Raw genomic sequence first — 26,415 nt, forward strand, 5'->3', positions numbered from 1 at the left:
AATTTGCCCATCCCACTGGAGACGTGTCATGAATCCTCGCTTCTGGACTGTCAAGACCAAACTTTCCGCGGCCTTCACTTGCCTGGCGCTTGTCACCATGGTGGTGTCCCTGCTGGCCCTTCAGGCGTTGAGCGAGGCAAATCAGAATCTTGTGCGCTTCGTCGAAGGCGTCAACGCCCGTGCACACCTGGCAGAGAGGGTTCGCACAGCCGTGGACCGCCGGGCGATCGCGGCGCGCAACCTGGTGCTGGTGACCTCGCCTGCAGACCTGGCGGCGGAGAAGGATGCCGTGACCTCCGCGCACACCGACGTCAACGCCTCGCTGGCCGAACTCCAGGCCAAAATGGCTTCGAAGGATGTTGCGGCCGATGCACGTGATCTGGTTGCCAAAATTGCGGGCGTGGAGCAACGCTATGGACCGGTCGCTACCGACATCGTGTCCCTGGCTCTGCAAAACCAGAAGGAGGCAGCGATCCGCAAGATGAACGAAGAGTGCCGGCCCTTGTTGGCGCAGCTGATCGAGGCCACCCGCCAGTACAGTGAACTGACCCGCCTGCGTTCACAGCAGATGATCGAGGAGGCCGCGCAGGCCTACGCGCACCGCAGAAACATACTGATCGCCGCCAGCGTCATGGCCTTTGTCCTGGCTGTGCTGATGGGGCAACTGATAGCACGCGGCCTGACGCGCGCCCTGGGTGCGGAGCCGGCACAACTGGGTGACGTTGCGCAACAGATTGCCCAGGGCAATCTCAGCCCTGAATTGCTTCGCCACCAAGCCCCTGAAGGCAGCGTCCAGGCATCGCTCAATGCCATGCTCAAGAGTCTGGTCTCTGTCGTCCATGAAGTTCGCAACAATGCCGACGGGGTCGCCGGCGGCAGCACGGAAATCGCCAATGGCAATGCCGACTTGAGCCAGCGCACCGAACAGCAGGCCAGTGCCTTGCAGGAGACTGCAGCGTCGATGGAGCAGCTGTCGACCACCGTCAAGCAAAACGCGGACAACGCCAGGCAGGTCAATCAACTCGCCTTGGGAGCAAGCCAGGTGGCCACCAAGGGCGGTGGCTCCGTGCAGGAGGTCGTCAATGCGATGCAGGACATCAGCGAAAGCTCGCGCCAGATCGGCGAAATCGTGGGCGTGATCGACGGCATCGCGTTCCAGACCAACATCCTGGCGCTCAACGCCGCGGTCGAGGCGGCCCGCGCGGGCGAGCAGGGAAAAGGCTTTGCCGTGGTGGCCGGTGAGGTGCGCAACCTGGCGCAGCGCAGCGCGCAGGCAGCTCGGGAAATCAAGCAGCTCATCGCCACCAGCGCCACACGCGTCAAACAGGGTACCGAGCTGGCTGACCAAGCCGGAGCCACCATGGCGGAAGTGCTGCATTCCATCCAGCGCGTGACAGATCTCATGGGTGAGATCAGCAGCGCCAGTGATGAGCAAAGCGCGGGGGTAGCGCAGGTCGGCAAGGCCGTCAGCCAGATGGACCAGGTAACGCAGCAAAATGCGGCGCTGGTGGAGGAAAGTGCGGCGGCAGCGGCCAGCCTCAGAACGCAGGCACAGCAGCTGGTGCAGGCCGTGTCGATCTTCCAGCTGGGAGGCCATGCGGCGCAGCTTTCCCCCACCCCGCCGCTCCCGCAACCGACGGTGCGGGCGCGCAAGCCGGCACCCGCGACAGCGGCACTCCCCGCACGCCAGGCTGCCCGCGCCGTACAGCCTATGCAGCCCGTGCACAAGCAAGCGCAGGAGCAGGACGACTGGGTGTCGTTCTGATCAACCTCCCCCTTGCGTGCGGCCCTGGCATTCGTCGGACCGCATCGCGGTACACCGGGATACGGGGCCACGGCCATGCGGGGTCTGCCAGGGGACGCAAGGCCCTAGTCCCAGGGCCCGCGCAAGTTCTGATATTTTCAACGCTGTTCCTGCGCAGGCAGCCCCCGGCTTTCGACACCCCCATTTCATGATTTCAAACTTCATTCCGTTGAACCCACAGCAGCTGGACGCCGCCATCGTTGATCTCGACGGCACCATGGTCAACACCCTGGGCGACTTCGCCGAAGCCCTCAACCGCATGCTGGCGGATCTGCAGCTGCCGGCCATCGCCCCGCAGGCCATCGAGAACATGGTGGGCAAGGGCTCGGAGCACCTGATCCGCTCGGTGCTGGCCCATGTGGGCGCGGCCGATGTGGATGCCATCTACGGCCAGGCCTGGCAGCGCTACGAGCACCACTACCTGCAGCTCAACGGCCAGTTCGCCGAGGTCTATCCGGGCGTGCTCGAAGGCCTGCAGGCCCTGCGCGCGCGCGGCCTGCGGCTGGCCTGCCTGACCAACAAGCCGCTGTCCTTCGCACAGCCGCTGCTGGCACAAAAAGGCCTGGCGCCGCTGTTCGAGCAGGTCTTCGGCGGCGATTCCTTCGAGCGCAAGAAGCCCGACCCTCTGCCCCTGCTCAAGACCTGCGAGGCCCTGGGCACCTCCCCCGCGCGCACGCTGATGCTGGGTGACTCCAGCAACGACGCCCAGGCCGCGCGCGCCGCGGGCTGCCCCGTGGTGCTGGTCAGCTACGGCTACAACCACGGCCAGCCCGTGCGCCAGGTCGATGCCGACGGCTTTGTCGATGCGCTGACCGAACTGGCCTGATTCGCACAGTTCCAGGTTTTTTGGAAAAAGAATGGGATTTGGCGATGGTTAACGCACTTTGACGGTGCGATTTATGTTTTTGCTAGAGTCGTCTGCTTTGCCATCCTGGCCGTAATCCGGCCACAGACAAGGAGGAAGCACGCGACATGCACGGACTGCACCTGACCGCCGATCTCTACCAATGCCAGGGCGACGCGCGCCACATGCTCGACGCCGATGCCATCGCCGCCCTGTGCCGCGCACAGACCGCGCAGGCCGGCCTGACCCTGGTGGAGGACCGCTGGGTCAAGTTCCCGGACTACCAGGGCCAGCCCGGCGGCGTCACCGGCACCGTGCTGCTGGCCGAATCGCACCTGGCCATACACACCTGGCCCGAGACCGGCTGCGTCACCGTCGATGTCTACGTCTGCAACTTCTCCGCCGACAACTCGGGCAAGGCACGCGCGCTGATGGAGGGCGTGATCGCCGCCTACGCGCCGGGCCGCGTGGTGCGCCAGCAGCTCATGCGCGGCGACATCGGCCCCGGCGCCAAGGACGAGGCGGCGGCCGATGAGGGCGATTGGGCGCTGGAGGCGCTCACGCCCCATGCGCGCTTTGGCTGGCGCGCCACGCGGCGCGAAACCGTGCAGACGCCCCATCAGGAACTGGAGCTGCTGCATACGCCGCAGTTCGGCAAGGTGCTGCGCCTGGACGGTCGCTTCATGACCTCCGAAGGCGAGGAATTCTTCTACCACGAGGCCCTGGTCCACCCCGCTGCCCTGGCCCACCCGGCGCCGCGCAAGGCGCTGATCCTGGGCGGTGGTGATGGCGGCGCGGCCGAGGAGCTGCTCAAGCACCCGTCCATGGAGCAGGTGGTGGTGGCCGAGCTGGACGAGGCCGTGGTCCAGGCCGCGCGCACGCACCTGCAGCAGGTGCACCGGGGCGTGTTCGATGACCCGCGCCTGCAGCTGCGCATAGGCGACGGCATGGCCATGGTGGAGCACACCGAAGAGCGTTTCGACCTCGCGCTCATGGACCTCACCGACCCCGACACGCCTGCCAGCGCGCTGTACTCCGACCAGGCCCTGGCGCGCATGAAGCGCGTGCTGGCGCCGGGCGGCGCCCTGGTGCTGCACCTGGGCAGCCCCGTCTTCCATGGCGAGCAGGTGGCGCGGCTGGTGGCCAGCCTGCGCGAGCGCTTTGCCATCGTGCGCTGCTACGGCCTCTACATCCCCCTGTACGGCGCCTACTGGGGCCTGGCCGTGGCCTCCGACACGCTGGATGCGGCGGCGCTGCCCCCCGCCCAGCTGCGCCAGCGCCTGGCCGAGCGCCGCCTGCCCGACCTGCGCTACTACAACGCCGAAGTGCACCCCGCACTGTTCGCGCTGCCCAACTATTACCGCGACCTGGTGCAGCCCGCGCCCCTGGCGGCGCTGCCCCCGCGCGCGGTCCGCGTCGCCTGAGCCCGGCCCGCCCTGGCCGGGCTGCGGTGGCAACTGCGCGCCCGGCAGGGCAAATTTGACACAGTGCTGCAATCTGGTGGCAAGTCTGCTGTAATGAAAAACGGTGGGAAGGCCCGTGCGCCCGCCATTTTTCCGGCTTCCTGGTAAGTATTCCGGGATATTGCGTGCTTGCAAAAACCATATCAACAGATAAAGCGCCAGACGCCCTGTATCAAAATGACTGCTTCCCTTTCAAAAACAAGAATATCCACGTCCAAATACCACGATGATTCCTTGCTGCGGCTTTGGAATTGGGCTTTGTTGGCGGGACTGGTATTGAGTTTTCCCCTGAGCTTTGTATTGCCGCAAAGCCTGAGCTGGGAAAATGGATTCCTGGAGAATATCCAGGCCGTGACCCTGCTGCTGGGCATGGTGGCGGCCCTGGTTGCGGCGCGGCGGCAAAAGGGCTCCTTTGCAGCGCCACTGTGGTGGATCGCCTCCCTGTTCTGGCTGGCCTTTCTGGGGCGTGAACTGGCCTGGGGCGCGGCTTTCCTGCCCAGCCTGGAGGCTGGCAAGTGGGGGCCGGTGATCAGCTCCCAGGTGCTGTGGTACCGGCCCGCCGTCAAATGGGTGGTGGGTGCCATGCTGCTGCTTTGCTGCTATTGGTTTGTGCGCCACGGTGTCTGGAACAAGGTCATCAAGCGCCTGGTGCGCGAGAAGGCGCTGCCGATATTCAGCCTGGCGACATTTGTCGCGGCCATGGTGATATCCACCAATGCGGAAGGTCATGGCTTCATTGTCCTGCAGCAATGGTTTGATTATCAGGTGATCGTGCTGGAGGAGCTGGTGGAGACCTTTGGCTATATGGCGCTGTGGCTGGCGCAGTGGGCGCTGGTCAGGTATGTTGCTGGCTGGCAGGAAGATATTTGAGCCAATATTGATCAAACCGGCCGCCTGCATATTCCCGGTGTAATGGGCCAGATTCAGGGGCCGGTAAGTCGCCAGTAAGACGCAATCGGGGAGCATGGCCGTTTTCCCCGAAGGTTTGCCGCTCTCGCGGCGGACCGACGGAGCCTGAAACGACAGAACGTGCCATCGCAATGCAAGCCTCCATCTACCAGGACGTGATAGGTATCCAGGCGGCGGGCCAGGCGTATTCCCTGGGTTCGCGCTTCCAAGAATGCAGCCAGCACCGTGCCGTGCGGCTGGAGACGATCTTCGAGCTGGTCATCCTCAAGTTCCGCGAGGACCTGCTGCAGGCGCTGGCCGAGGAGCCGCCAGGCCCCGCACGCCACCTGCGCGCCTACGTGCGCTGCGTCTGCGAGCATGCCCTGTCCCGCCAGCGCGGCCAGAAGACGGCCGCACAGTTGCTGACCCGCGCAAGATTCCAGAACATATGGTTTGATTTCGTGGACGCGGCATGCGCCGACGATCTGGTGTCCGAGGACATTGCCCTGCAATGCCGCGCCATGGTCGAGGACCTGTGGGTCATCCATGTGCTGGTCGAGCCCATGGCGCCGCAGCGCATCACCGGGATCAGGGAGCATTTGCTGTCCCTGTGCGGCAACGACGGAAACCATGAATCGCATCGCATTAATTGAGGACCATGCCAGGCTGGCCACGCTGGTCAGCCGCTCGCTGGCCAACTCCGGCATAGAGACCGACGTCTTCCACCAGATCTCCACGGCCTGGCTGGCCCTGCAGGACATCGACTACGGCGTCATCGTCATCGACCGCGGCCTGCCCGATGGCGACGGCCTGCAACTGGTGCAGCGCCTGCGCGCCGCAGGCCGCTCCACGCCCTGCCTGATGCTCACGGCCCGTGACGCGCTCAGCGACCGCGTGGGCGGCCTGGAAGCCGGGGCCGACGACTACCTGACCAAGCCCTTTCCCATGGAAGAACTGATTGCCCGCGTGCGCGCCCTGCTGCGCCGCCCGGCCCTGGTGCAGGAGCTGGCGCCGCAGCTGGGCGACATCAGCATCAGCCCGCAGCAGGCCTGCATGCACTGCGCGGGCTCGGCCATCGCGCTGCCGCCGGCGGAGCTGCAGATCATGCTCAGCCTGGTGCGCAAGGCCGGCGCCACGGTGCGCCGCTCCACGCTGGAGGCGGCGGCCTGGGGCATGAGCGGCGTGGTCACGCCCAACGCCCTCGATGTGGCCCTGCACCGGCTGCGCCGCAAGCTGGCCGCGGCCGGCTCGTGCATGGAAATCGTCAACATCCGGGGTCAGGGCTATGCGCTTCGCGAACCTTTGCTGGCCCGGTAGCCTGCGCTCGCGGCTGCTGGCCGTCTATGGGTTGAGCATGGTGTTCAGCGCGCTGCTGGTCGGCGCGCTGGTGATCCTCGTCGCCAAGCCCTTCGACAGCTACGCGCTGCAGCGCGGCATGGGGCATGCGGCCGAGAAGCTGGCCGAGTGGGTGAGCTTCGACGCCAAGGGCGTGCCCCAGGGGTTCAGCGAGCGTGAACTCAAGGCCTGGATGCTGACCAGCCTGGGCGAGGAAATGCAGCTGCGCATCACCGACGCCCGCGGCCGCGTGGTCTTCGCCCCCAACGGCGAAATGCAGCCGCTGACGCAGACCGGCCAGGGCTTCGACCCCGAGCTCAAGGCCTTTGCCTATGAGCGCGGCGGCGTGGTCATGCGCGCGGGCACGGCCACGCTGGTCCACGATGGCACGACGTGGCACGTGCAGATAGCCGTCAGCGACCGCATGGTGGACTGGCTGCGCGAATCGGTGGGCCTGCCCGCGCTGTGGCGCGGCATGGTGGCCATCGGCGTGGTCTTCCTGGTCGTGTTCCTGTTCTCCACGCACCGCACGCTGCAGCGCATGCTCAGGCCGCTGGGCGTGGCCGCGCAGGATGCCCAGCGCATCACGCCGCAGACCCTGGGCACGCGCCTGCAGCCCAAGGACCTGCCGCGCGAGTTCGCGCCCCTGGTCGAGGCCTTCAACCACGTGCTGGACCGGCTGCAGGCCGGCTTCAGGAACCAGCAGGAATTCCTGTCCATGGCCGCGCATGAGCTCAAGACGCCGCTGGCCCTGATGCGCGTGCAGATCGAGCTGGAGCCCGAGGACCGGCGCAGTCCCGAGCTGCTCAAGGACGTGGACCACATGGCGCGCCAGGTCCAGCAGCTGCTGCACCTGGCCGAGGTCTGCGAACACCAGCGCTACCGCATGGAAGACATTGCGCCGGCCGACATCATTGGCGAGGTCTGCGACTTCATGGCCCGCGCCTCCGAAAAATGCGGCGTCCACATCCACTGCGAGGTCAAGGACGGCTCGCCTGCCTGGCGTGCCGACCGGGGCGCGCTGTTCGTGCTGCTCAAGAACCTGATCGAGAACGCCGTGCAGCACAGCCCGCAGGGCGCCACCGTCACCGTGAAGGCCTGCGGCCTGGGCTTTTCGGTGCTGGACCAGGGCCGTGGCGTGCCGCCCGAGGACCTGCCGCGCATCTTCGAGCGCTTTTGGCGCAGCAGCGAGCGGCGCGACCTGGGTGCGGGCCTGGGCCTGCCCATCTGCCTGGAGATTGCGCGCGCCCATGGCTGGACGCTCACGGCCCTGCCCGGTGCCACGGGGCTGGAGATCCAGGCGCGCTTTGCCGGGCCGGTGCAGGAGCCCGCGCAGCCGTTCAACCGCCCAGCAATGCCTTCTTGAGCTGCTCGTCGGCCGGGTGCGGGCCCAGCCAGATGCCCAGCAGCGCCTGGAAGAACTCGGGCTCCTGGAAGGGCGCGCCCTGGGCCTGTCCCTTGACGAAGACCTGGGCACCCTGGCCCGGCACCCAGTCCACCGAGAAGTTCTCGCCCGGCAGCAGCTTCTTGTGCTGCGTGAAGATGTCGCTCATGCGCAGCACGCCGGGCACCAGGCGCGAGAAGCGCGCGCGCTCCATGTTGTCCTCGATGCCGCGCGCGAACAGCTTGCCCAGCTCGGCCGAATCGATCTCGCGCAGCATGGTCACGCTCACGCGCTTGGGGCCGGGCAGGGCCGCGATCTCCTGCAGGCTGGCGGCCGGCTTTTCCAGGTACAGGCCCGCCGTGTAGACCTTGAAGATGGCCTTGTAGCGAATGCCCGCGCCATTGAGCTGCAGCGTCTGGCCGCCCACCCCGGCCTGGGCGGGATAGGCCACGCCCGCGACGGTGCGCGCAGGCTCCTGGGCAGTGGCGGCCAGCGGCATCGCCAGCGCCATGGCCAGGGCGGCTGTCTTCATCCAGCGGGGCAAGGCGGTCATGGTGTCTCCTGCGGGGGGCGGGCTGTGGCCCGGTTGCGGTTTGTTACGTCCGGGCGACATGTTGTGGGGATCGGGTGGGGGTGGCAACAGGGTTTTCGCGGGCCGATGGAGGGTGGCTATCATCCTGCTCGGTCCGCTTTCTTGTCGTGGGTGTATGCCCACGTTCCTGCGGTTATGGACGGGATGGGGCTACCCGCAAGGGCGTCCGCACGGCTTTGCACGTGTTCTTAACGTCCCGTCCACCTTGTCTGTGCGTTGCACCGCTGGTTCTCTTTGCAAGCCCCTGTCGGGGCGTTTCTTTTCGAGGCCGGGTTTCGGCCCGGCAGCCGACTCACTTTCTTGTCTCGCTACAAGAAAGTGAGCAAAGAAAAGCGCCCGAATGTCCGCGTCCCCTTCGCTGCGCTGCGGGGCAACCTGCGCCGTGGCGGTTGCGGGGTTCGCCGTGAAACTCACTTCGCGCTGCGCGCTACGTTCAAACAATCACGGCGAGTCAGATGACGAAGCAGTCCTGTCCTGCGGCAGGACTGCAACCCCGCAACCACCACGGCGCAGGCGCTGACATACGGGGAGTTGGCCCGGGCCTTCGCTGCGCTCGGCCGGGTGGGCGAGAAGCCTTGGGCGTTTCAGCCCAGGACGTTCTTCAGCAGCGTCTTTTCCTGGTCCATGAGGGCGGCGATGCATTCGTCGCCCAGGGCCTGCAGCAGCCGGGTGCTGTCGGCGTTGGCGATGTCCAGGCCCAGGCGCTTTTGCTGGGCTGCGGGCTGCGTGAAGTTCAGGCGCAGGTAGCTGCTGGTGCCCAGTTCCTGGCGGGCCGCCTTGACGGCCTGGACCTCCTGGGCGGCCATGACCAGGTCCAGCAGGGGCTTGACCAGGGTCAGCCCGCGCCGGGGCATGGCCACGGGGTCCTGGCCCTGCTGGGGGTTGGCGGTGCCTATGCTGATCATCACGATGTCGGCGGCCGGCCCCCAGAGCTGGCGGGCGGCCTGCAGGGCCAGCAGGTCGGGCGCGTTGGCGGCGAGTCCGCCGTCCACGAAGACATGGCCTGCTGCGGCGTGCGCGGGAAAGTAGGTGGGGGCGGCCGATGAGGCCAGCATGGCGTCCATCAGCGTCAGGCCCAGCCGGTCCCTATCGGGCAGGGCGCCGCTGGCCAGCACGTGCAGCTGCGATGAATTCCAGTTCACGGCGGGCAGCAGCAGCGGCACCTGCAGTTGCCCCAGGGCGGACTGCTCCGCTTGCGGCATGGCCTCCTTGATCGCTGCGCGCAGCGGGGCGCTGTCATAGAGCGCCTTGCCCATGGCCTGGCGCAGGCCGGGCAGCCATTTGGAGGGAAAGATGGCGGGGCCGTGGTCCAGCAGCAGTTGCTTGATGCGCGCGGGCTGGCAGCCGCTGGCCAGGGCGGTGGCGATGATGGCGCCGATGGAGGTGCCGGCGAACAGGTCCACTTTCTCCAGCAGGTCGCCGTTGCCGAATTCGCGGTGGATGCGCTCCAGCACATGGGCGCTGAACAGGCCGCGATAGCCGCCGCCCGACAGGCTCAGGATGACCCGGCGCCGGCGCAGGCCCTGGCGCACCGCGCTGGACAGGGGCGGTACGTCGAAGTCCATCACAGCGCGTGCACGGTGACGCCCCGGGCGGCGGCCTGCGTCAGGTAGAGGTTGGCGGGTTCGGTGTAGCAGACCTTGAGCAGGTCGGCCGTGGCGATGAGCAGCCGCAGGTCCTGCGCCAGGGGCGCCGTGCCCCGCGGGCCCTGGCTGTCCAGCGGCGCGAAGTTGCGCCATTCGATGAAGCGCTCCAGCACCTTGTTGTCCACGCTGGTCAGCATGGAGGCGCCTTCGGCGCGCAGGTTGGCATACAGCGCATCGAGCAGGGAGAACCATTCGTTGCGGTCACGCAGGTCATGGAATGCCTCGGCCACGGCCGCCTTGGCGATGGCCATGGACAGGTCGCTGACGATGCAGTCCAGAGGCCGGATGGTGGAGAACCACTCCAGGGTCGCGGGCTCCTGGTTCGCCATCCACAGCAGGCAGCGGGGGCCCAGCAGGTAGCGGCTCATCGCGCGCGCCGGGCGGGTACGTCGATATCGCCGCGCGCCCCGGACATTTGCGCAGCGGACAGATCCACGGCTTGGCGCGGCAGTGGCAGGGACCGGCAGATGTCGGCCACCGTGCGGGGGGCGCGTTCGTTGGCGGACAGGGCCACCATGTGCTCCTCGCTGACGATCACGTAGCGCTTGCGGCCCTGGGAGATGAGGGCCACCCCGTCGTGATCGGCCTGTTTGAGCACCGCGCCGTACTGCGCCTTGAAGACCGAGATCGGCATGGGCGTGGTGTTGCGCGGCATGGCCGATCCGACCTGATGGCTCAGGTCCCGCAGGGCGCGGTTCAGCGGGTCGCGTTCGCCCTCGGGCAAGGCAGCGTCGGTGCGGGCGGAGAAATGGGACGGCATGGTCGACCTTTCTGGTCAGGTTGTGCTGCCATTGTTGGTCAGGCTGACCAGGGTGTCAATTGTGGCCATGGCAGGCCCCTGCGGCGCCCCCGCAAGGCGCCGGTCCGCACTTGTACCCAGCCGCGTCTGCGCTACACTTGCCCGCTATGTTCATTCATCGCATGTTCATTGCAGGTTGTGGAGACCGGGGAGCCTGGCCCTGGCGCAAGCCTGTCCAACTGAACAGCTGAAGCACCCGGGGCGCGACCCGGCGTGCACCCGAGGCCCTACGGGCCAATCGAATGAATCGGCGCAATCCATACGCAGCCCGCACCCACACCAGGTCTGCCAGCGCCACGCAATCCGGAGCCTTCCCCCGTGATCACCGAACTCGAATTCAAGAGCCTTGCTGCGCAGGGCTACAACCGCATCCCTCTGATGGTCGAGGCGTTTGCGGATCTCGAAACCCCCCTGTCCCTCTACCTCAAGCTGGCCCATGCGGGCGGTGACGGCAAGCACAGCTTTTTGCTGGAGTCCGTGGTGGGCGGCGAGCGCTTCGGGCGCTACAGCTTCATCGGCCTGCCTGCACGCACGCTGCTGCGCGCCAGCGGCTTCGGCGAGGCCGCATGCACCGAGGTGGTGACCGATGGCCAGGTGGTGGAGACGGCCAAGGGCAATCCGCTGGACTTCATCGCTGCCTACCAAAAGCGCTTCAAGGTGGCGCTGCGCCCGGGGCTGCCGCGTTTTTGCGGCGGGCTGGCCGGCTACTTCGGCTACGACGCCGTGCGCTACATCGAGAAGAAGCTGGAAGATTCCTGCCCGCCCGATACGCTCAACTGCCCCGACATCCTGCTGCTGCAGTGCGAGGAAGTGGCGGTGATCGACAACCTGTCGGGCAAGCTGTACCTGATCGTCTATGCCAACCCCGGCGAGAGCGAGGCCTATACGCGCGCCAAGAAGCGGCTGCGCCAGCTGAAGGATTTGCTGCGCTACTCGGTCAGCGCGCCGCAGATCAAGGCCGGCGAGAGCCACCCGGCCCAGCGCAGCTTTGCCAAGGAGGACTACCTGGCGGCCGTGGAGAAGGCCAAGGAGCTGATCGCCGCGGGCGACTTCATGCAGGTGCAGGTGGGCCAGCGCATCCACAAGCGCTTCACGGCCAGCCCCTTGAGCCTGTACCGCGCGCTGCGATCGCTCAATCCCAGCCCCTACATGTACTACTACCACCTGGGCGATTTCCATGTGGTGGGTGCCAGCCCCGAGATCCTGGTGCGCCAGGAGAACACGGACGAGGGCCAGAAGGTCACCATCCGTCCGCTGGCCGGCACGCGCCCGCGCGGCGCCACGCCCGAGGCCGACAAGGCCACCGAAAAGGAACTGGTGGCCGACCCCAAGGAACGCGCCGAGCACGTGATGCTGATCGACCTGGCGCGCAACGACATCGGCCGCATCGCCAAGACGGGCAGCGTGAAGGTGACCGAGGCCTTTGCCGTGGAACGCTACAGCCACGTGATGCACATCGTCAGCAACGTGGAGGGCATCCTGCGCGACGGCATGGACAACATGGACGTGTTCAAGGCCACCTTCCCGGCCGGCACGCTGACGGGCGCGCCCAAGGTGCATGCCATGGAGGTCATCGACCAGCTGGAGCCCACCAAGCGCGGCATCTACGGCGGCGCCTGCGGCTACCTGAGCTTTGCGGGCGACATGGACCTGGCCATTGCCATCCGCACGGGCGTGATCAAGGACGGCACGCTCTACGTGCAGGCCGCCGCCGGCGTGGTGGCCGATTCCGTGCCCGAGATGGAATGGAAAGAGACCGAGCACAAGGCGCGCGCACTGATGCGCGCGGCCGAGCTGGTGGAGGAAGGACTGGAATGAGCACGGACCGCGCCAAGCAGGCCATCGACCTGGTGCAGCACTGCACCGACATGCTGGATGTGCGCCGCAATGTGGATGCGCTGGACGATGTGCTGGTGCCGCTGCTGGTCACGCGCATGGGCTACATGCAGCAGGCCGCGCGCATCAAGGCCGATGCGGCCCAGGTGCGCGACGAGGGCCGCATCGAGGCCATCGTGCGCCGCGTGCGCGAGCGCACGGCCGCCGAGGGCGGCCAGCCCGACATGATGGAGGCGGTGTACCGCCACCTCATGGAGGAATGCATTGCCTACGAGCACCGCGAGTTCGCGCGGCTGCGCGAAGGCGGTGCGCAGGACGATCGTTCCTAGCCCGGCAGCCAGCGCAGCGCATGGCGCGCTGCCACCCATTCCTCGTTGGTGGGCTCCACGCCCACGGTGACGGCGCTGCCGGTGGCCGAGATCACGGCCGCATCGCGCGCATTGGCCTCGGCGTCCAGCCGCAGGCCCAGAAAGCCCAGGCCCTCGCACACGCGCCGCCGTATCTCGGCGCTGTGCTCGCCCACGCCTGCGGTGAACACCAGCAGGTCCAGGCCGCCCAGCACGGCGACCAGGGCGCCGATCTCGCGCACGATGCGCCGCACGTACAGGGCCAGCGCATCGCGCGCACGCTCGGCCTGGGCATCGGCGCCTGACTCCAGCGGCAGCAGCACGCGCGGCTCGGACGAGGTGCCCGAGACGCCCAGCAGGCCGGACTCGTGGTACAGGATGCGGCCCACTTCCTGCAGGCTGAGCTTTTCGATTTCCATCAGGTAGATCACGGCACCAGGGTCCAGCGCGCCGGTGCGCGTGCCCATCATCAGGCCGTCCAGCGCAGAGAACCCCATGGTCGTGGCCACGCTTTGCAGGCCCTGCATGGCGCACAGGCTGGCGCCGCTGCCCAGGTGGGCCACCAGGGTGCGCCCGCGCGCCAGGTCGCCATGGCGCTCGGGCAGGGCGGTGGCCATGTATTCGTAGGACAGGCCGTGGAAGCCGTAGCGGCGCAGCCCGCGCTCCCAGGCCGCATGCGGCAGGGGCAGCAGTTGCTCGACCTTGGGCAGCGTGTGGTGGAAGGCGGTGTCGAAGCAGGCCACCTGCACCAGTTCGGGCCGCTCGCGCAGCAGGATGTCCATGGCCTCCAGCGCAAAGGGCTGGTGCAGCGGCGCCAGCGGGATGAAGGCCTTGAGGTCGGCCAGCACGCCGGCATCGACGCGCACGGGCTCGAAGTAGCGGCTGCCGCCGTGCACCACGCGGTGGGCGACGGCGGCCACGCGGGCGCCGTCCAGCTGCGCCAGGCGCGCGGTGATGCGCTCGCGGATCAGCTGCAGCGCGGCGCGGTAGGGGTGGGCGGCATCCAGGGCAATGGCAAAGGGCGGCACGCCGCTCTCGCCGAAGTCGGGCGCGGGCCCGCCTATGCCCTGGACCTTGCCGTTCCACAGCGGCTTGCGCGGCAGCGGGCGCTGGGCACCGTCGAAGACGGCGAACTTGATGCTGGACGAGCCGCAGTTGAGCACCACGACCAGTTCGTGGGCGGCAGGGGAGGCGGTGTGGGCAGGGATCATGGCGGGGAGTTCCGGTAGCGGTGGGCCAGCAGCAGGGCGATGGCGCAGGAGGCGATGCGCGAGGCGCGGCTGTCGGCGCGGCTGGTCAGGATCACGGGCACCTTGGCGCCCATGACGATGCCGGCGCTGGCCGCCTCGCCCATGTACATGAGCTGCTTGGCCAGCATGTTGCCGCTTTCCAGGTCGGGCACGACCAGGATGTCGGCCTGGCCCGCCACGGGCGAATCGATGCCCTTGGTGCGCGCGGCGGCCATGGACACGGCGTTGTCGAAGGCCAGCGGCCCGTCGAGCACGCCGCCTTCGATCTGGCCCCGGTCGGCCATCTTGCACAGCGCTGCGGCGTCCAGCGTGGCCGGCATGTGCGGGCTCACGGTCTCCACGGCGGCCAGGATGGCGACCTTGGGCTCGGGCACGCCGATGGCATGGGCCAGGGCGATGGCGTTGCGCACGATGTCGGCCTTTTGCTGCAGGTCGGGCGCGAGGTTGATGGCCGCGTCGGTGACGATGAAGGGGCGCGGGTAGTGCGGCGTCTGCAGCACGAAGCAATGGCTGACGCGGCGCTTGGTGCGCAGGCCGGCGGCGGCGGCCACCACCTCGGCCATGAGTTCGTCCGTGTGCAGGCTGCCTTTCATGATGGCCTCGACCTCGCCGCAGGCGGCCAGCTCGGCGCCGCGCGTGGCGGCGGCGTGGCTGTGCGGCACGTCCTCGATGCGCAGGCCGCCCAGGTCCAGCCCGTGCTCGGCCGCCACGGCCTCCAGCCGCGCACGCGGGGCCACCAGCACGGGGTCGATCAGACCTTCGCGGCGCGCGTCCAGCGCGGCCGAGAGGCTGGGCTCGTCGCAGGGATGGACCACGGCCACGCGGATGGGCGGCAGGCCGGCCACATGGGCCAGCAGGCGCTGCAGGCCGTCGCGTCCACCGGCCTCCAGGCGGATCTCGGGCAGGCTGGTGCGCTGGCGCTCGATGTGGCGCGCAGGCGCATGCACGGTGGCCTGGCCCTCGATCACGGCGGCGCCATGCTGGTTGGTGCAGGCCACGGCCAGCGTGACCTGGCGCTGCTCGGCCTGCTTGGCCAGCACCTCCACGCGCACGGTCAGCCGGTCGCCTGCGGCCAGCGGCGCCAGAAAGCGCAGCGTCTGGCCAACCAGGGTGGTGCCCGGGCCGGGCAGGCGCGTGCCCAGCACCGAGGCCAGCAGCATGCTGCCCCACATGCCATGGGCGATCAGGGCCGTGTCGTCATCGTCGGCGCCGGCAACCGTGCCGGCACCGGCACCGGCGCCGTCGGCCACGGCCGCGCCCGACAGGGCGGCGAACAGGCGCAGGTCCTGGGTGCTCAGCGTGCGTTCCAGGCTGGCGCTGTCGCCCACGTCCAGTTCGTCAAAGCTGTGGTTGCGCAGCAGGGCCAGGTCTTCGGGCGGCAGGGCCGCATCGGAATCGGGGGAGAGGTTCATCGCTTTTTCCGGGGGCTGGGGTGTGCGCGGCTGGCCTGGGCGCGTGCGGGGCGCTTGGCGGCAGGCGCGGAGTCGGGAACAGGTGCGGGCTCGGGTGCCGGTTCAGGAGCTGCAGCAGGAGCGGCCACAGGAGCCGCAACAGGAGCGGTCAGAGGCGCCGTCAAAGGTGCCGTCAAAGGTGCGGGTTCAGGCTCGGCCACCGAGGCTGGCGCGATGGCCGGGTGCCGCTCGGTCTGCTCTTTCGCCTGTCTGGACTCGGCGGCCTCCAGCGCCTGCACGAAATGCCCCATGGCCTGCAGCAGGCGCTGGTGCTCGGCATCGCTGAGGTTGCCGCCCTGGTTGGCCAGTTCGTCCACCGTGGTCATGCCCCAGCGGATGTCGGCGGCGGGCGAGGCGGCCAGCAACCGGGGGATGGCGGCCATGGCGGCGTCGGGCTCGCGCTGCATCAGCAGGGCCTGGCGGCGCACGATGCGGCGGAACTGCGCCATGTCGGGCGGCAAGCCGCCCAGGTGGTCCTGCAGCAGCCGCCAGGCGTGGCGGAAGTGGCGCTCATCGGCCTCGCCGCGTGCGCGCAGCACGTGGAACAGGGCGCGGATGACGGCCTCGTACAGCCCGCCCTGGGCCACGCTTTCGTGCAGCCGCGCCAGCTCCTGGCGCATGTACTGGCAGTGCTCGGGCGATTCGCCGGGGTGCGGGCGCGGCGGGCCGTCGTCCTGGCGGCTCTGGCCGGCCAGGGCCTGGACCAGGGGCGAGCCATAGATGGCGTGGAACAGCCGCGCCTGCATGGCATCGCGCTGGTCGCGGTAGGTGTCGAGCAGATGCACCACGGCCTGCGACATGGCCTGCTGCGCCTTCAGGAAGGGGTTGTCGGGCTCGACGGGGTGGCGGTCCTCGCGCGCATGCTCGGCGGCCTGGGCCACGACGGGCGCCAGCGGGTGCGAGTCCGACCAGCATTCATAGCCCACGCGCAGCGGGTGCATGGCCTGCAGCCAGCGCGCAGACAGCGGCGTGGACAGCGCCTGCACCCAGGGCTGCACGGTGTTGCGGTACAGGGCCAGGTTGATTTCGGAGACGCGCGCGGCAGCGGCGAAATGGCGCTCGCTTTCGGGGTCGGGCCGGACGATGGAGCGCACCTCGGCCAGGTCGCTGCGGCGGATCTTCATCAGGTAGGCGTCGTCGGTCAGGTCCTGTGCCGGCACACCGGCCGGGCGGTCGGCGATCTCGGCGCGGTAGATGCCGGCGGGCAGCAGGTCGATGATGTCGATGTGCGCCGCGAACTCGCGGTGCTCCTTGCGGCCCACGGCGCCCGAGACAAAGATGCCCAGGTGGCCGATGCTGTCATGCGTGGCGAAGACGATGGTCTGGTCGTGGGCGGCGATGTCCTCGTCGTCGCGGTACAGGTCGGTGATCCAGCCCAGGGCCTGGCCCGGCGGCGTGATGTTGTCGCCATGCGAGCAGAACACCACGATGGGCGAGCGGATGTTGCGCAGGTCGATGCGCACGCCGTCCGAGGTCGTCAGCTCGGCCGTGGCCAGCCGGTTGCCGATGAACAGGTTGTCCACGATGTACTGCATCTCGCGGCCTTCCAGGAAGACATAGCCGCCCCAGTACTTCTCGAAGCCCAGGTAGCGCGGCCCCTCGGTGTCCACGTCGGCATAGACCTGGTACTGCTTTTCCCACAGCGTGTTGGCCGGGTTGAGGTTCTCGAAGTTCTGCACCAGCCATGCGCCGTCGAAGCGGCCCGCGCCCAGGTCGCTGGTCAGCGCCGTCATCCAGCTGCCGCCCATGAGGCCGCCGCCGTAGCGCATGGGGTTGTCGCCGGCCCAGTACGACAGCGGCGCACCGGCCACGATGATGGGGCCGAACAGCTCGGGCCAGACGGCGGCCGTCATGAGGATCTGCCAGCCGGCCTGGCAGTTGCCGATGACGGCGGGCTTGCCCCGGCTCTCGGGGTGCAGCTCGGCGACCTTGCGCACGAATTGGGCCTCGGCGCGCATCACGTCCTCGACGGTCTGGCCGGGCACGGGGTCGGGCAGGAAGCCCACGAAGTAGCAGGGATGGCCGGCCTTGAGCGCGGCGCCGATCTCGCTGTCGGGCTTGAAGCCGCCGATGCCGGGGCCGTGGCCCGCGCGCGGATCGACGACGATGAAGGGGCGCTTGGCCGGGTCGATGACCGTGCCCTCCATGGGCGCGATGCGTGCCAGGCCGTAGTTGACGGGGCGCGGCAGGTCCAGGCCCGACATCACGATCTCGGCCCGGAAGCTCAGCACATTGGGCACTTCCTCGGCCAGATGCTCGCGGTACTGGTTGCCACGCTGGCGCCGGATGTCGGCATACAGCAGCGAGCGCTGCCAGGCATCGGTGGCGTATTGCGCGGCTGCCTGCGACAGCTTCATCGGATCGCCCCACATCCCTCCCACGTCCACGGTGCCGTGGCTCTGCAGGTTCTCGTTCATCTGGCCCACTCCTTTACCGGCATGTCATGCCCTGCTCTTAGATTGCGTGTGATTGCTTGTGGCTGGGTGCGGATGGCCGCCCCGCGCCCATGCGGCCCCGAACCTGCGGGACCGCGTGGCGGCTTCCTTGGGAGCCGTCAGCCCTGGGCTGTGGTGTCGCGGGCCGTTTCGGCAGCGGCTGCCGCAATGGGCTGCTGCGCCGCATGGGCGGGCTGGGCCACGGACTGCACGGCCGAGGTCCAGCGGGCGAGCAGGTCGCTCCACGGCACGGCGGTGTCGGCTGCGCCCTGGGTGCTGTTGCCCAGCGTGGCTGCCACCTGTTGCTGCCAGTCGTGCACGGCCTGCTGCACGCCCTGGGCCAGGGTCATCTGGCTGGCCATGGCGGTCTGGGCCAGGGCCTGGGCATGGCCCATGCGCAGGTGGGCGTGGCGCCAGAAGGCCTGGGCGGGCAGGGTGGCCAGCTCCTGCCAGCTGCTGGTCTGCTGCACGCCCTCGATCTCGCTGCCGGTCTCGGCGATGCGCTCGGGGCCGTTGCGTGCGGCATGCTCCAGCCACTGTTGGCCGCTTTCCTGCAGCAGCCGGCTCAGGTGCAGCTGCAGTTCAAGCTGTGCCTTGAGCAGATGGAGGGGAATGGTCTGTGCGCTCATATGAAACTCCTTGCTGGTTGAGATGGAAAGATGCCTTGGCGGCGGGAACGAAATCAGGCCATCTGGCTGATGGTCTTGCGAAAACGGGTGAGCGTGAGGGCGAACAGCACGGAGCCGATCGCGGCCAGCGCGAGGAAAGGCTTCCAGACCACGTCCAGCCCCGCTCCGCGGTAGAGGATGGCCTGCGACAGCTCGACAAAGTGGGTGGTCGGCGCGGCCAGCATGATGTTCTGCACCAGCTCAGGCATGCTTTCGCGCGGCGTCATGGCGCCCGACAGCAGCTGCAGCGGCAGCAGCACGAGCACCAGCAGCATGCCGAACTGTGGCATGTTGCGCGCCAGCGTGGCAAGGAAGATCCCCAGCGACGTTGTGGCGAACAGGCACAGCGCGGCCCCCGCCAGGAACAGCGGCAGCGAGCCTTCGATGGGAACGCCCAGGGCGCCGCGCACCACGAGGTTGAGCGAGGCAAAGGCGGTGACCAGCACGACCAGTCCCATGGACCATATCTTGGCCAGCATGATCTCGGTCGGTGTCACCGGCATGACCAGCAGGTGCTCCACCGTGCCGTGCTCGCGCTCGCGGATCAGGGCCGCGCCCGTGAGGATGATGGACAGCATGGTCACGTTGTTGATGATCTGCATCAGCCCGCCGAACCAGACCTTGTCCAGCGCGGGATTGAAGCGCGCGCGCACCACCAGGTCCACCGGCAGGGCAGTGGCGCCCCGAAAGCGCCGCACGAACTCGCTGACCTCGGCCGTGACGATCTGCTGCACATAGCTGTTGCCCGTGAAGGCCTGGCTCATGCGCGTGGCATCCACGTTCAGCTGCAGCTCGGGGGCGCGGCCCGCCAGCACGTCGCGCTGGAAGTTGGGCGGGATGTTGAGCACGAAGGTGTAGGTGCCAGAGTCCATGCCCGGGTCCATCTGCGTGCGATCGATCATGGCCGGCGGCGCGAACTGCGGCGGATAGAAGGCGCCCGCAATGCGCTGCGACAGCGGCGAGCCGTCCTCGTCCACGATGGCGATGGGCGCGTTGTGCAGGCTCTCGGGCATGGCCGTGGCCGCCGTGTAGATGGAGACCGTGAACACATAGGCGATGAGCACCAGCAGCACGGGGTCGCGCCACAGGCTCCACAGCTCCTTGACGCCCAGCCGGTAGATGTTGGAGAAAAGGCGGGTGCGCATGTCAGCTCTCCTGCTTTCTGGTCAGTGCAATGGCCAGGCCCAGGATCACCGGCACGGACAGCAGCAGCGGCCCGAACGAGCCGGCCAGTTCCCGAAATCCCAGCGCCTTGCTGAACACGCCGCGGCTGATGGCGATCATGTGGCTGGCCGGATAGACCTCGCCGATGATGCGGCCCGCCCCCTCCAGCGAGGACACGGGATCGACCAGGCCCGCGAACTGCGTGGTGGGGATCAGCGTGCCGATCAGCACCAGGAACATCGAGGCGATCTGGCTGCGCGTCAGCGTGGAGGCCAGCAGGCCGAAGCCCGTGGAGGCGCCGCTGAAGATCAGCGCCGCCAGGGCCAGCGTGGCAAAGCTGCCCGTCACGGGAACGCCGAACAGGGTGACGGCCATCAGGCACATCAGCAGGAAGTTCAGCATGGCCAGCACCACATAGGGCAGTTGCTTGCCCAGCAGGAATTCGGTGCGCGTGACCGGCGTGACGTAGAGGTTGGTGATGGAGCCGCTTTCCTTCTCGCGCACCACGGCCAGCGCCGTCAGCATGGCGGGCAAAAGCAGCAGCAGCAGGGGCATGACGGCCGGCACCATGGCCGGCAGGCTGCGCACGTCGGGGTTGTAGCGAAAGCGCGTCTGGATGTCGATGAGGCCGGCCGGCGCCACGCCCAGGCGCTCGCGCGCCTGCTCGGTCAGCCAGTGCTGGTGGATGCCCTGCAGGTAGCCGCGCACGGTCTCGGCGCGCGTGGGCATGGCGCCGTCGAACCAGGCGCCCACCTGCACGGAGCCGCCGCGCAGCACGTCGCGCGCAAAGCCCGGCGGGATCTCGATGGCCAGGGTCAGCTCGCCGCTGCGCATGCGGCGGTCCAGTGCGTCGTAGTCGGTCAGCGGCGGCTGCTCGATGAAGTAGCGCGAGCCCGACAGGCTCATCGCATAGCTGCGGCTGATGGTGGTCTGGTCGCGGTCCAGCACGGCAAAGCGCAGGTCCTCCACGTCCAGGCTGATGCCGTAGCCCATCACGAACATCAGGATCAGCGAGCCCACCAGGGCCAGCGTGGCGCGCACCGGGTCGCGCTGCAGCTCCAGCGCTTCGCGCCAGACATAGCTGAGCATGCGCTGGGCGCTGAAATGGCGGCGGCGCGCAGTGTGCGTTTCCACGGCAGCGGGGGTGGCTGGTGCGGCCTGCTGTTCCTCGGCCGGGGCCTCGCCGCCACCGGCCTCGACCAGGTAGCCGATGAAGGCTTCCTCCAGCGTGGCCGCGCCGCGCTTGGCCACCAGGCGCGCGGGCGTGTCGCTGTCCAGCACCTTGCCCGCATGCATCATGGACATGCGGTCGCAGCGCTCGGCCTCGTTCATGAAGTGGGTGGAGATGAAGATGGTCACGCGGTCGCGCCGCGACAGCTCCACCAGCAGGCGCCAGAAGCCGTCGCGCGCCACGGGGTCCACGCCCGAGGTGGGCTCGTCCAGGATGAGCAGCTCGGGCTTGTGCACCATGGCCACGGCCAGCGACAGGCGCTGGCGCATGCCCAGCGGCAGGGCGGCCGGCAGGCTGTGCTGCGCGGCCTGCAGGTCAAAGCGCTGCAGCATCTCGGCCACGCGCGCGGGAATGTCCGCCTCGGGCACGCCGAACAGGCGCGCATGCAGCACCAGGTTCTGGTGCACGGTCAGCTCGCCATACAGCGAGAACGCCTGGGTCATGTAGCCCACGCGGCGGCGCGTGTCGATGTCGCGCGGGTCCACGGGCTGGCCGAACAGCCAGGCCTGGCCCTCGCTGGCCGGCAGCAGGCCGGTCAGCATCTTCATGGTGGTGCTCTTGCCGCAGCCGTTGGAGCCCAGGAAGCCGAAGATCTCGCCGCGGCGGATGCGGAACGACACATGGTCCACGGCGACGAAGTCGCCAAAGCGCATGGTCAGGTCCCTGGCCTCGATGGCGATGTCGTCCTCGCCGCCCTCGGGCAGGGGGGCGATGGTCACGGGCGCATGGCCGCGCTTTTTCTCTTCGGGCAGCAGGGCGATGAAGGCCTCTTCCAGCGAGCGGCTGTCCGTGCGCTGCAGCAGCTCGGCCGGCGTGCCCGTGGCCAGCACGCGGCCCTCGTCCATGGCCACCAGCCAGTCGAAGCGCTGGGCCTCGTCCATGTAGGCCGTGGCCACCAGCACGCTCATGCCGGGGCGCTGGCGGCGGATGCGCGCGATCAGGTCCCAGAACTGGGCGCGCGCCAGCGGGTCCACGCCCGTGGTGGGCTCGTCAAGAATGAGCAGGTCGGGGTCGTGGATCAGCGCGCAGCACAGGCCCAGCTTCTGCTTCATGCCGCCCGACAGCTTGCCGGCCGGCCGCTCCAGGAATTTGCGCAGGCCCGTGGCCTGGGTGAGATCGTCGATGCGGCGGCGCCGCTCGGCCGCGTCATGGCCGAACAGGCGCGCGAAGAACTGCAAGTTCTCCTCCACCGACAGCGTGGGATAGAGGTTGCGCCCCAGGCCCTGCGGCATGTAGGCCACGCGCGGGCAGACGGCCTCGCGGTGGCGGCGCTGGGCCATGTCGCCGCCCAGCACCTCGACGCTGCCTTCCTGGATCTTGCGCGCCCCGGAGATCAGCGCCATGAGGCTGGACTTGCCCACGCCGTCCGGCCCGATCAGGCCGACCATGCGGCCTTCGGGAATGTCCAGGTCGATGCCCGCCAGCGCCTGGACCTGGCCATAGCGCTGGTGCACGCCCTTCAGGCGCACGACCCAGCCGCTGGCATGGGGCGTCGTGCTCTCGCTCATTGCGCGGGCTGGGCTGGCAGCTTGATGGCCAGGTTGGCGGGCCACTCATGGCTGGCATCGGTGCGCAGCCAGGCCATGCCGGGCACGCCGGTCTTGACCTGTTCCAGATGGCGGCGCAGCAGCTCCGGCGGGATCTGGGCGCGCACGCGGAACATCAGCTTCTGGCGCTCGCTGGCGGTCTCCACGGTCTTGGGCGTGAACTGGGCCTGGCTGGCGACGAAGGAGACGCGGGCCGGGATCACGTACTCGGGCGCGGCGTCCAGCACCAGGCGCACCTCGCTGCCCAGTGCGATGCGCCCGGCTGCAGTTTCCGGCACGAAGAAGGTCATGTAGACATCGGACAGGTCCAGCAGGTTGAGCACGCGCCCGCCTGCGCCCAGCACTTCGCCGGGCTGGGCCACGCGCAGCTGCACGCGGCCGTCGCGCGGGGCCTTGAGCACGCCGTCGTCGATGTCGGCCTGCACGCGCGCCACCGTGGCCGTGGCCGCCTGCACCTGGGAGCGCACGCCCACCACCTGGGCCTCGGCTGCCTTCACGGCGGCCTGGGCAGCGGCGGCCTGGGCGCGCGTGGCGGCCAGCGCCGCCTCGCTGCCGCGCACGCGGGCGCGGTCGTCATCGAGCTCCTGCACCGAGGAGGCGCCCTCGCGCGCCAGCGTTTCCGAGCGCTTGAAGCGGCGCTGCGCGGCGTCCACCTCGGTCTCGCGCTGCACGATCAGGGCCTGGGCGGCGGCCAGGTCGCTGCGGCGCAGGGTGACCTGGGCCTCGGCCGCGGCCACGCTGTGCTCGGCCTGCTGGCGCATGGCGTCGGCTTCCTGGCGCTGGGCGCGCAGGGTGTCGATCTGCATGCGCGCCACGGGCTGGCCGGCCTGCACGAAGTCGCCCTCGCGCACCAGGATTTCCTCCACGCGGCCGGGCAGCTTGGTGGAGATGTCGATCTCGGTGGCCTCGACCCGGCCGTTGCTGCCGACGAAGCCCTCGCCAGGGCCCTTGGGCGTGAAGGTCTTCCAGGCCCACCAGGCCACGAGGGCCAGGACCGCCACGGCGGCGATCGGCACGATCTTGTTCTTCAGAGAGGTGTTCTTGTCCATGGGCGGGTCCGGAGGCTTCAGGAATTCGGGGGATCGGCAGGCGTGGCCGGCAGGGTGGCGGGCAGCGCGGCAGGTTCCGCCCCGCTGCCGCCGCCCAGGGCGGCATACAGGCCCACCTGGCTGGACAGCAGGGCGCGCCGCGCCTGCACCAGTTGCTGGCGTGCGGCCAGCAGGTCGCGCTGGGCGTCCAGCACCTCCAGGTAGGCGGCCGAGCCGTTGTCGTAGCGCAGCTGCGCCAGCCGCGCGCGCTCGGCCTGGGCCTGCACGGCGGTGCGCTGCACGGTGATCTGTTCGGACAGCCAGCGGCGCGCGGCCAGGCCGTCGGCCACCTCGCGGAAGGCGGTCTGGATGGCTTTCTCGTACTGGGCCACGGCCATGTCGCTGCGGATCTCGCCCAGCTCCAGGTTGGCGCGGCGCCGGCCGCCGTCGAAGATGGGTAGGGACACCGTGGGCACGAAGGCCCAGGCGCGGCTGCCGCCGTCGAACAGGCCGTCGAGTTCGGCGCTGGCCGTGCCCCAGCGGGCCGTGAGCGCAATGCGCGGGAAGAAGGCGGCGCGCGCCGCGCCGATCTGGGCCCGGGCCGCGCGCAGCTGGTGCTCGGCCGCGGCAATGTCGGGCCGCGCCGTGAGCAGTTCCGAGGGCAGGCCCGGCCGCAGCTCGGCCAGCACCAGGGCGTCGTCAAAGGGTGCGGCGGCGGGCAGCGGGCCCGGGTGGGCGCCGACCAGCTGGGCCAGTGCGTGCAGCTGCTGCGCGCGTGCCAGCTCCAGCTGGGCCAGCAGGGCCTGGGCCTGGGTCAGCAGGGTCTGGACCTGGGCCAGCTGCAGGCGCGAGCTGGCGCCCACGGCCTCGCGGCGCGTGAAGATGCGAAAGGATTCCTGGCGCGTGGCCAGCGTCTCGCGCGCAATGGCCACGCGCTCGTCCAGCTCGCGCAGGCCCAGGTAGCCATCGGCCACCTGGGCGATCAGCGCGGTCTGCACGGCGTGGCGGCCCGCATCGCTGGCCAGCCAGGTCTGCAGGGCCGCGTCCTTGAGGCTGCGCACGCGGCCCCACAGGTCCAGCTCCCAGCTGCTGAAGCCGACCTCGGCGCGGTACTCGCCGCTGACCACGGAGCGGCCCGAGAGGTTGAGGTCGCCAGGCACGCGCGCCCGCGCGGCCTGGCCGCCCACGCCAATGGCCGGGAACAGCTCGGAGCGCTGGATCTGGAAGGCCGCGCGCGCCTCTTCGGCGCGCAGCGCGGCCACGCGCAGGTCGCGGTTGTGCTCCAGCGCGGTGGCGATCAGCTGGCGCAGCACGGGGTCGGTGAAGTAGTCGCGCCAGGGCAGGCCGGCGGCGGCGACACCCTGGGCGCCCGCCTGCAGATGGGCAGGCCAGGCCTCGGGCGTGGGCAGGGGCGGCGGCTCGTGCGGCGGCGCCAGGGAGGCACATCCTGCCAGGGCGGCGGCCAGTGCGGCTGCCAGCGCTGCGGCGGCGGTTCGGGGGAATGGGAGGGTCATCTGCAGTGCTGCGGGGCGCCGGTGCGGCAGCCGCTAGTTGAGGATGTGGTGGCCGCCATCGACATACAGCGTGCAGCCCGTGATGGCGCGCGCCCCGTCCGAGGCCAGGAAGGCGCACAGCGGCCCCACGTCGTCGGGCCGCAGCTCGCCGGCAATGGGCGAGCGGCGCACGCTGTCGGCCACGAGTTCATCGAACGCGGCAATGCCCGAGGCCGCGCGCGTGGCGATGGGCCCGGGCGAGACGGCATTGACGCGGATGCGCGAGGGGCCCAGTTCGGCCGCCAGATAGCGCGTGGTGGACTCCAGCGCGGCCTTGACCGGGCCCATGATTCCGTAGTGCGGCATGACCTCGCTGGCGCCCAGGTAGCTCAGCGTCATGAGGCTGCCGCCGCTGGCGGCCATCAGCGGCTCGGCCAGGTGGGCCATGCGGATGAAGGAGTGGCAGGAGATGTCCATGGCCAGCGCAAAGCCCTCGCGGGAGCTGTCCACCACGCGGCCCTGCAGGTCCTTGCGCGGGGCGTAGGCCACGGCGTGCAGCACGAAGTCCAGCCGGCCCCAGCGCACGGCGGCGGCATCGAACAGTGCGCGCATCTGCTCGTCGTCGCCCACGTCCAGCGGCATGCGCAGCTCGGCACCGATCTCGTCGAGCAGGGGCTCCACATGCACACGGGCCTTGTCGTTCTGCCAGGTCGCGCCGATCTCGGCGCCCGCCGCATGCATGGCCCGGGCACAGGCCCAGGCAATGCTGTCGCGGTTGGCGATGCCGACGATCAGGCCCTTTTTGCCAGCCAATAGCGTCATCTCGAATGCTCCAGATCAGAAGGTCTGCCGGGAAACAGGCCGCTTGGGGGCGGCTTCGTCAGGAATCACGGGGCATGGCGCGGCATTGCCGACATATGCGCCACGGCGAATGTTTGTATTTCCTGTGACTACGAAGCTTTTGATAGCTTGTTTTGATGCATGCAAATCAAAGGTTTGTATGCCAATATCGTCTCCTGGTCTTTTTCATTCTATCTATGTTGCACTGCAGCGACCGATTTTGGCGATGCCGTTTCGTTATATCGATGCAGTTCACTCCATAGTCTTGACTCAGGTCAAAGAGGGCGGCGTCACTGAGAGGATGCCGCTTGCCGCCGGTCGCTGCGTCCAGTAGAGCAATGGCGTCTTTTTTGCGCCAACAGCCAAACAT

22 protein-coding genes are annotated in these 26,415 nt (G+C 68.8%); 9 read left to right on the forward strand and 13 right to left on the reverse strand.

The features are described 5' to 3' along the window. Positions 1-28: 28 nt before the first annotated feature. The 7 genes from IAE24_RS06685 to IAE24_RS06715 all read left to right on the forward strand — a co-directional run bounded on the left by IAE24_RS06685 (position 29) and on the right by IAE24_RS06715 (position 7,700). The gene (locus IAE24_RS06685; RefSeq protein ID WP_199960454.1) at positions 29-1,765 is read left to right on the forward strand and encodes a methyl-accepting chemotaxis protein; all 1,737 of its coding nucleotides are present in this window, start codon (positions 29-31) and stop codon (positions 1,763-1,765) included. A 187-nt stretch (positions 1,766-1,952) separates the two neighbouring features. Further along, positions 1,953-2,630 carry a phosphoglycolate phosphatase gene (locus IAE24_RS06690; RefSeq protein ID WP_043820118.1) on the forward strand — a complete coding sequence of 226 codons (678 nt, stop codon included), beginning with the start codon at positions 1,953-1,955 and terminating at the stop codon, positions 2,628-2,630. Positions 2,631-2,776: 146 nt separating this feature from the next. Then, a complete protein-coding gene (gene speE, locus IAE24_RS06695; RefSeq protein ID WP_199960453.1) occupies positions 2,777-4,072 on the forward strand; it encodes a polyamine aminopropyltransferase in 1,296 nt (431 codons plus the stop codon). A gap of 216 nt (positions 4,073-4,288) precedes the next feature. Continuing rightward, the gene (locus IAE24_RS06700) at positions 4,289-4,981 is read left to right on the forward strand and encodes a hypothetical protein (RefSeq protein WP_192367512.1); all 693 of its coding nucleotides are present in this window, start codon (positions 4,289-4,291) and stop codon (positions 4,979-4,981) included. A gap of 170 nt (positions 4,982-5,151) precedes the next feature. Then, complete coding sequence (locus IAE24_RS06705) at positions 5,152-5,652, forward strand: hypothetical protein (protein ID WP_043820125.1); 501 nt, start codon at positions 5,152-5,154, stop codon at positions 5,650-5,652. Next, complete coding sequence (locus IAE24_RS06710; protein WP_199960452.1) at positions 5,630-6,316, forward strand: response regulator transcription factor; 687 nt, start codon at positions 5,630-5,632, stop codon at positions 6,314-6,316. The genes IAE24_RS06705 and IAE24_RS06710 overlap by 23 nt, the downstream gene beginning before the upstream one ends. Beyond that, positions 6,285-7,700, forward strand: a complete 1,416-nt coding sequence (locus tag IAE24_RS06715) for a sensor histidine kinase (RefSeq protein ID WP_013804691.1) — start codon at positions 6,285-6,287, stop codon at positions 7,698-7,700. The genes IAE24_RS06710 and IAE24_RS06715 overlap by 32 nt, the downstream gene beginning before the upstream one ends. Here IAE24_RS06715 and IAE24_RS06720 read toward each other — a convergent pair. The 4 genes from IAE24_RS06720 to IAE24_RS06735 all read right to left on the reverse strand — a co-directional run bounded on the left by IAE24_RS06720 (position 7,675) and on the right by IAE24_RS06735 (position 10,716). After that, positions 7,675-8,271 (reverse strand): chalcone isomerase family protein, encoded by a 597-nt coding sequence (locus IAE24_RS06720; protein WP_047473840.1) that lies wholly within the window; start codon positions 8,269-8,271, stop codon positions 7,675-7,677. The two genes, IAE24_RS06715 and IAE24_RS06720, sit on opposite strands and share 26 nt — an antisense overlap. 623 nt (positions 8,272-8,894) lie before the next feature. Then, complete coding sequence (locus IAE24_RS06725) at positions 8,895-9,875, reverse strand: CBASS cGAMP-activated phospholipase (RefSeq protein WP_199960451.1); 981 nt, start codon at positions 9,873-9,875, stop codon at positions 8,895-8,897. Next, positions 9,875-10,324 (reverse strand): hypothetical protein, encoded by a 450-nt coding sequence (locus IAE24_RS06730; RefSeq protein ID WP_199960450.1) that lies wholly within the window; start codon positions 10,322-10,324, stop codon positions 9,875-9,877. Before IAE24_RS06730 ends, IAE24_RS06725 begins: the two co-directional genes overlap by 1 nt. After that, positions 10,321-10,716, reverse strand: a complete 396-nt coding sequence (locus IAE24_RS06735) for a hypothetical protein (protein ID WP_012202683.1) — start codon at positions 10,714-10,716, stop codon at positions 10,321-10,323. The genes IAE24_RS06730 and IAE24_RS06735 overlap by 4 nt, the downstream gene beginning before the upstream one ends. Before the next feature lie 357 nt (positions 10,717-11,073). Here IAE24_RS06735 and trpE point away from each other — a divergent pair, with 357 nt between their 5' ends. Next, entirely contained in the window at positions 11,074-12,573 is a 1,500-nt protein-coding gene (gene trpE / locus IAE24_RS06740) for an anthranilate synthase component I (protein WP_199960449.1), read from the forward strand. Continuing rightward, entirely contained in the window at positions 12,570-12,920 is a 351-nt protein-coding gene (locus IAE24_RS06745; protein ID WP_016449526.1) for a chorismate mutase, read from the forward strand. The genes trpE and IAE24_RS06745 overlap by 4 nt, the downstream gene beginning before the upstream one ends. Here the strand turns inward: IAE24_RS06745 and IAE24_RS06750 are convergent. The 9 genes from IAE24_RS06750 to fabI form a co-directional block, all read right to left on the reverse strand. After that, positions 12,917-14,149, reverse strand: a complete 1,233-nt coding sequence (locus tag IAE24_RS06750; RefSeq protein WP_199960448.1) for an acetate/propionate family kinase — start codon at positions 14,147-14,149, stop codon at positions 12,917-12,919. The genes IAE24_RS06745 and IAE24_RS06750 overlap by 4 nt on opposite strands. Beyond that, positions 14,146-15,600, reverse strand: a complete 1,455-nt coding sequence (locus tag IAE24_RS06755; protein ID WP_198820625.1) for a bifunctional enoyl-CoA hydratase/phosphate acetyltransferase — start codon at positions 15,598-15,600, stop codon at positions 14,146-14,148. Before IAE24_RS06755 ends, IAE24_RS06750 begins: the two co-directional genes overlap by 4 nt. Next, positions 15,597-18,056, reverse strand: coding sequence for a DUF3141 domain-containing protein (locus IAE24_RS06760; protein WP_199960447.1), 2,460 nt, complete (start codon positions 18,054-18,056; stop codon positions 15,597-15,599). Before IAE24_RS06760 ends, IAE24_RS06755 begins: the two co-directional genes overlap by 4 nt. A 137-nt stretch (positions 18,057-18,193) precedes the next feature. Further along, positions 18,194-18,703, reverse strand: a complete 510-nt coding sequence (locus IAE24_RS06765) for a hypothetical protein (RefSeq protein ID WP_034389636.1) — start codon at positions 18,701-18,703, stop codon at positions 18,194-18,196. 53 nt (positions 18,704-18,756) lie between these two features. Continuing rightward, a complete protein-coding gene (locus IAE24_RS06770) occupies positions 18,757-19,887 on the reverse strand; it encodes an ABC transporter permease (protein WP_012202690.1) in 1,131 nt (376 codons plus the stop codon). A gap of 1 nt (position 19,888) precedes the next feature. After that, positions 19,889-22,645, reverse strand: a complete 2,757-nt coding sequence (rbbA, locus tag IAE24_RS06775) for a ribosome-associated ATPase/putative transporter RbbA (protein WP_199960446.1) — start codon at positions 22,643-22,645, stop codon at positions 19,889-19,891. Next, positions 22,642-23,733 (reverse strand): HlyD family secretion protein, encoded by a 1,092-nt coding sequence (locus IAE24_RS06780; RefSeq protein ID WP_012202692.1) that lies wholly within the window; start codon positions 23,731-23,733, stop codon positions 22,642-22,644. Before IAE24_RS06780 ends, rbbA begins: the two co-directional genes overlap by 4 nt. Positions 23,734-23,750: 17 nt before the next feature. Continuing rightward, a complete protein-coding gene (locus tag IAE24_RS06785) occupies positions 23,751-25,226 on the reverse strand; it encodes an efflux transporter outer membrane subunit (RefSeq protein ID WP_043791350.1) in 1,476 nt (491 codons plus the stop codon). A 33-nt stretch (positions 25,227-25,259) separates the two neighbouring features. Further along, complete coding sequence (fabI, locus tag IAE24_RS06790; protein ID WP_012202694.1) at positions 25,260-26,027, reverse strand: enoyl-ACP reductase FabI; 768 nt, start codon at positions 26,025-26,027, stop codon at positions 25,260-25,262. Positions 26,028-26,415 lie beyond the last annotated feature (388 nt).

It is taken from the genome of Delftia sp. S65, assembly GCF_016516495.1.
In the GTDB taxonomy this organism is placed as follows: Bacteria; Pseudomonadota; Gammaproteobacteria; order Burkholderiales; family Burkholderiaceae_C; genus Comamonas; species Comamonas acidovorans.

What these genes read in the sequence shown, in the direction of transcription:
- IAE24_RS06725 (WP_199960451.1), bottom strand. Translation starts at nt 9,875, where the DNA reads ATGGACTTCGACGTACCGCCCCTGTCCAGCGCGGTGCGCCAGGGCCTG.
- IAE24_RS06755 (WP_198820625.1), bottom strand. Translation starts at nt 15,600, where the DNA reads ATGAACCTCTCCCCCGATTCCGATGCGGCCCTGCCGCCCGAAGACCTG.
- IAE24_RS06750 (WP_199960448.1), bottom strand. Translation starts at nt 14,149, where the DNA reads ATGATCCCTGCCCACACCGCCTCCCCTGCCGCCCACGAACTGGTCGTG.
- rbbA (WP_199960446.1), bottom strand. Translation starts at nt 22,645, where the DNA reads ATGAGCGAGAGCACGACGCCCCATGCCAGCGGCTGGGTCGTGCGCCTG.
- IAE24_RS06715 (WP_013804691.1), top strand. Translation starts at nt 6,285, where the DNA reads ATGCGCTTCGCGAACCTTTGCTGGCCCGGTAGCCTGCGCTCGCGGCTG.
- IAE24_RS06685 (WP_199960454.1), top strand. Translation starts at nt 29, where the DNA reads ATGAATCCTCGCTTCTGGACTGTCAAGACCAAACTTTCCGCGGCCTTC.
- IAE24_RS06700 (WP_192367512.1), top strand. Translation starts at nt 4,289, where the DNA reads ATGACTGCTTCCCTTTCAAAAACAAGAATATCCACGTCCAAATACCAC.
- IAE24_RS06745 (WP_016449526.1), top strand. Translation starts at nt 12,570, where the DNA reads ATGAGCACGGACCGCGCCAAGCAGGCCATCGACCTGGTGCAGCACTGC.
- IAE24_RS06710 (WP_199960452.1), top strand. Translation starts at nt 5,630, where the DNA reads ATGAATCGCATCGCATTAATTGAGGACCATGCCAGGCTGGCCACGCTG.
- IAE24_RS06730 (WP_199960450.1), bottom strand. Translation starts at nt 10,324, where the DNA reads ATGAGCCGCTACCTGCTGGGCCCCCGCTGCCTGCTGTGGATGGCGAAC.
- IAE24_RS06765 (WP_034389636.1), bottom strand. Translation starts at nt 18,703, where the DNA reads ATGAGCGCACAGACCATTCCCCTCCATCTGCTCAAGGCACAGCTTGAA.
- IAE24_RS06720 (WP_047473840.1), bottom strand. Translation starts at nt 8,271, where the DNA reads ATGACCGCCTTGCCCCGCTGGATGAAGACAGCCGCCCTGGCCATGGCG.
- IAE24_RS06770 (WP_012202690.1), bottom strand. Translation starts at nt 19,887, where the DNA reads ATGCGCACCCGCCTTTTCTCCAACATCTACCGGCTGGGCGTCAAGGAG.
- IAE24_RS06735 (WP_012202683.1), bottom strand. Translation starts at nt 10,716, where the DNA reads ATGCCGTCCCATTTCTCCGCCCGCACCGACGCTGCCTTGCCCGAGGGC.
- fabI (WP_012202694.1), bottom strand. Translation starts at nt 26,027, where the DNA reads ATGACGCTATTGGCTGGCAAAAAGGGCCTGATCGTCGGCATCGCCAAC.
- speE (WP_199960453.1), top strand. Translation starts at nt 2,777, where the DNA reads ATGCACGGACTGCACCTGACCGCCGATCTCTACCAATGCCAGGGCGAC.
- IAE24_RS06705 (WP_043820125.1), top strand. Translation starts at nt 5,152, where the DNA reads ATGCAAGCCTCCATCTACCAGGACGTGATAGGTATCCAGGCGGCGGGC.
- IAE24_RS06785 (WP_043791350.1), bottom strand. Translation starts at nt 25,226, where the DNA reads ATGACCCTCCCATTCCCCCGAACCGCCGCCGCAGCGCTGGCAGCCGCA.
- IAE24_RS06780 (WP_012202692.1), bottom strand. Translation starts at nt 23,733, where the DNA reads ATGGACAAGAACACCTCTCTGAAGAACAAGATCGTGCCGATCGCCGCC.
- IAE24_RS06690 (WP_043820118.1), top strand. Translation starts at nt 1,953, where the DNA reads ATGATTTCAAACTTCATTCCGTTGAACCCACAGCAGCTGGACGCCGCC.
- IAE24_RS06760 (WP_199960447.1), bottom strand. Translation starts at nt 18,056, where the DNA reads ATGAACGAGAACCTGCAGAGCCACGGCACCGTGGACGTGGGAGGGATG.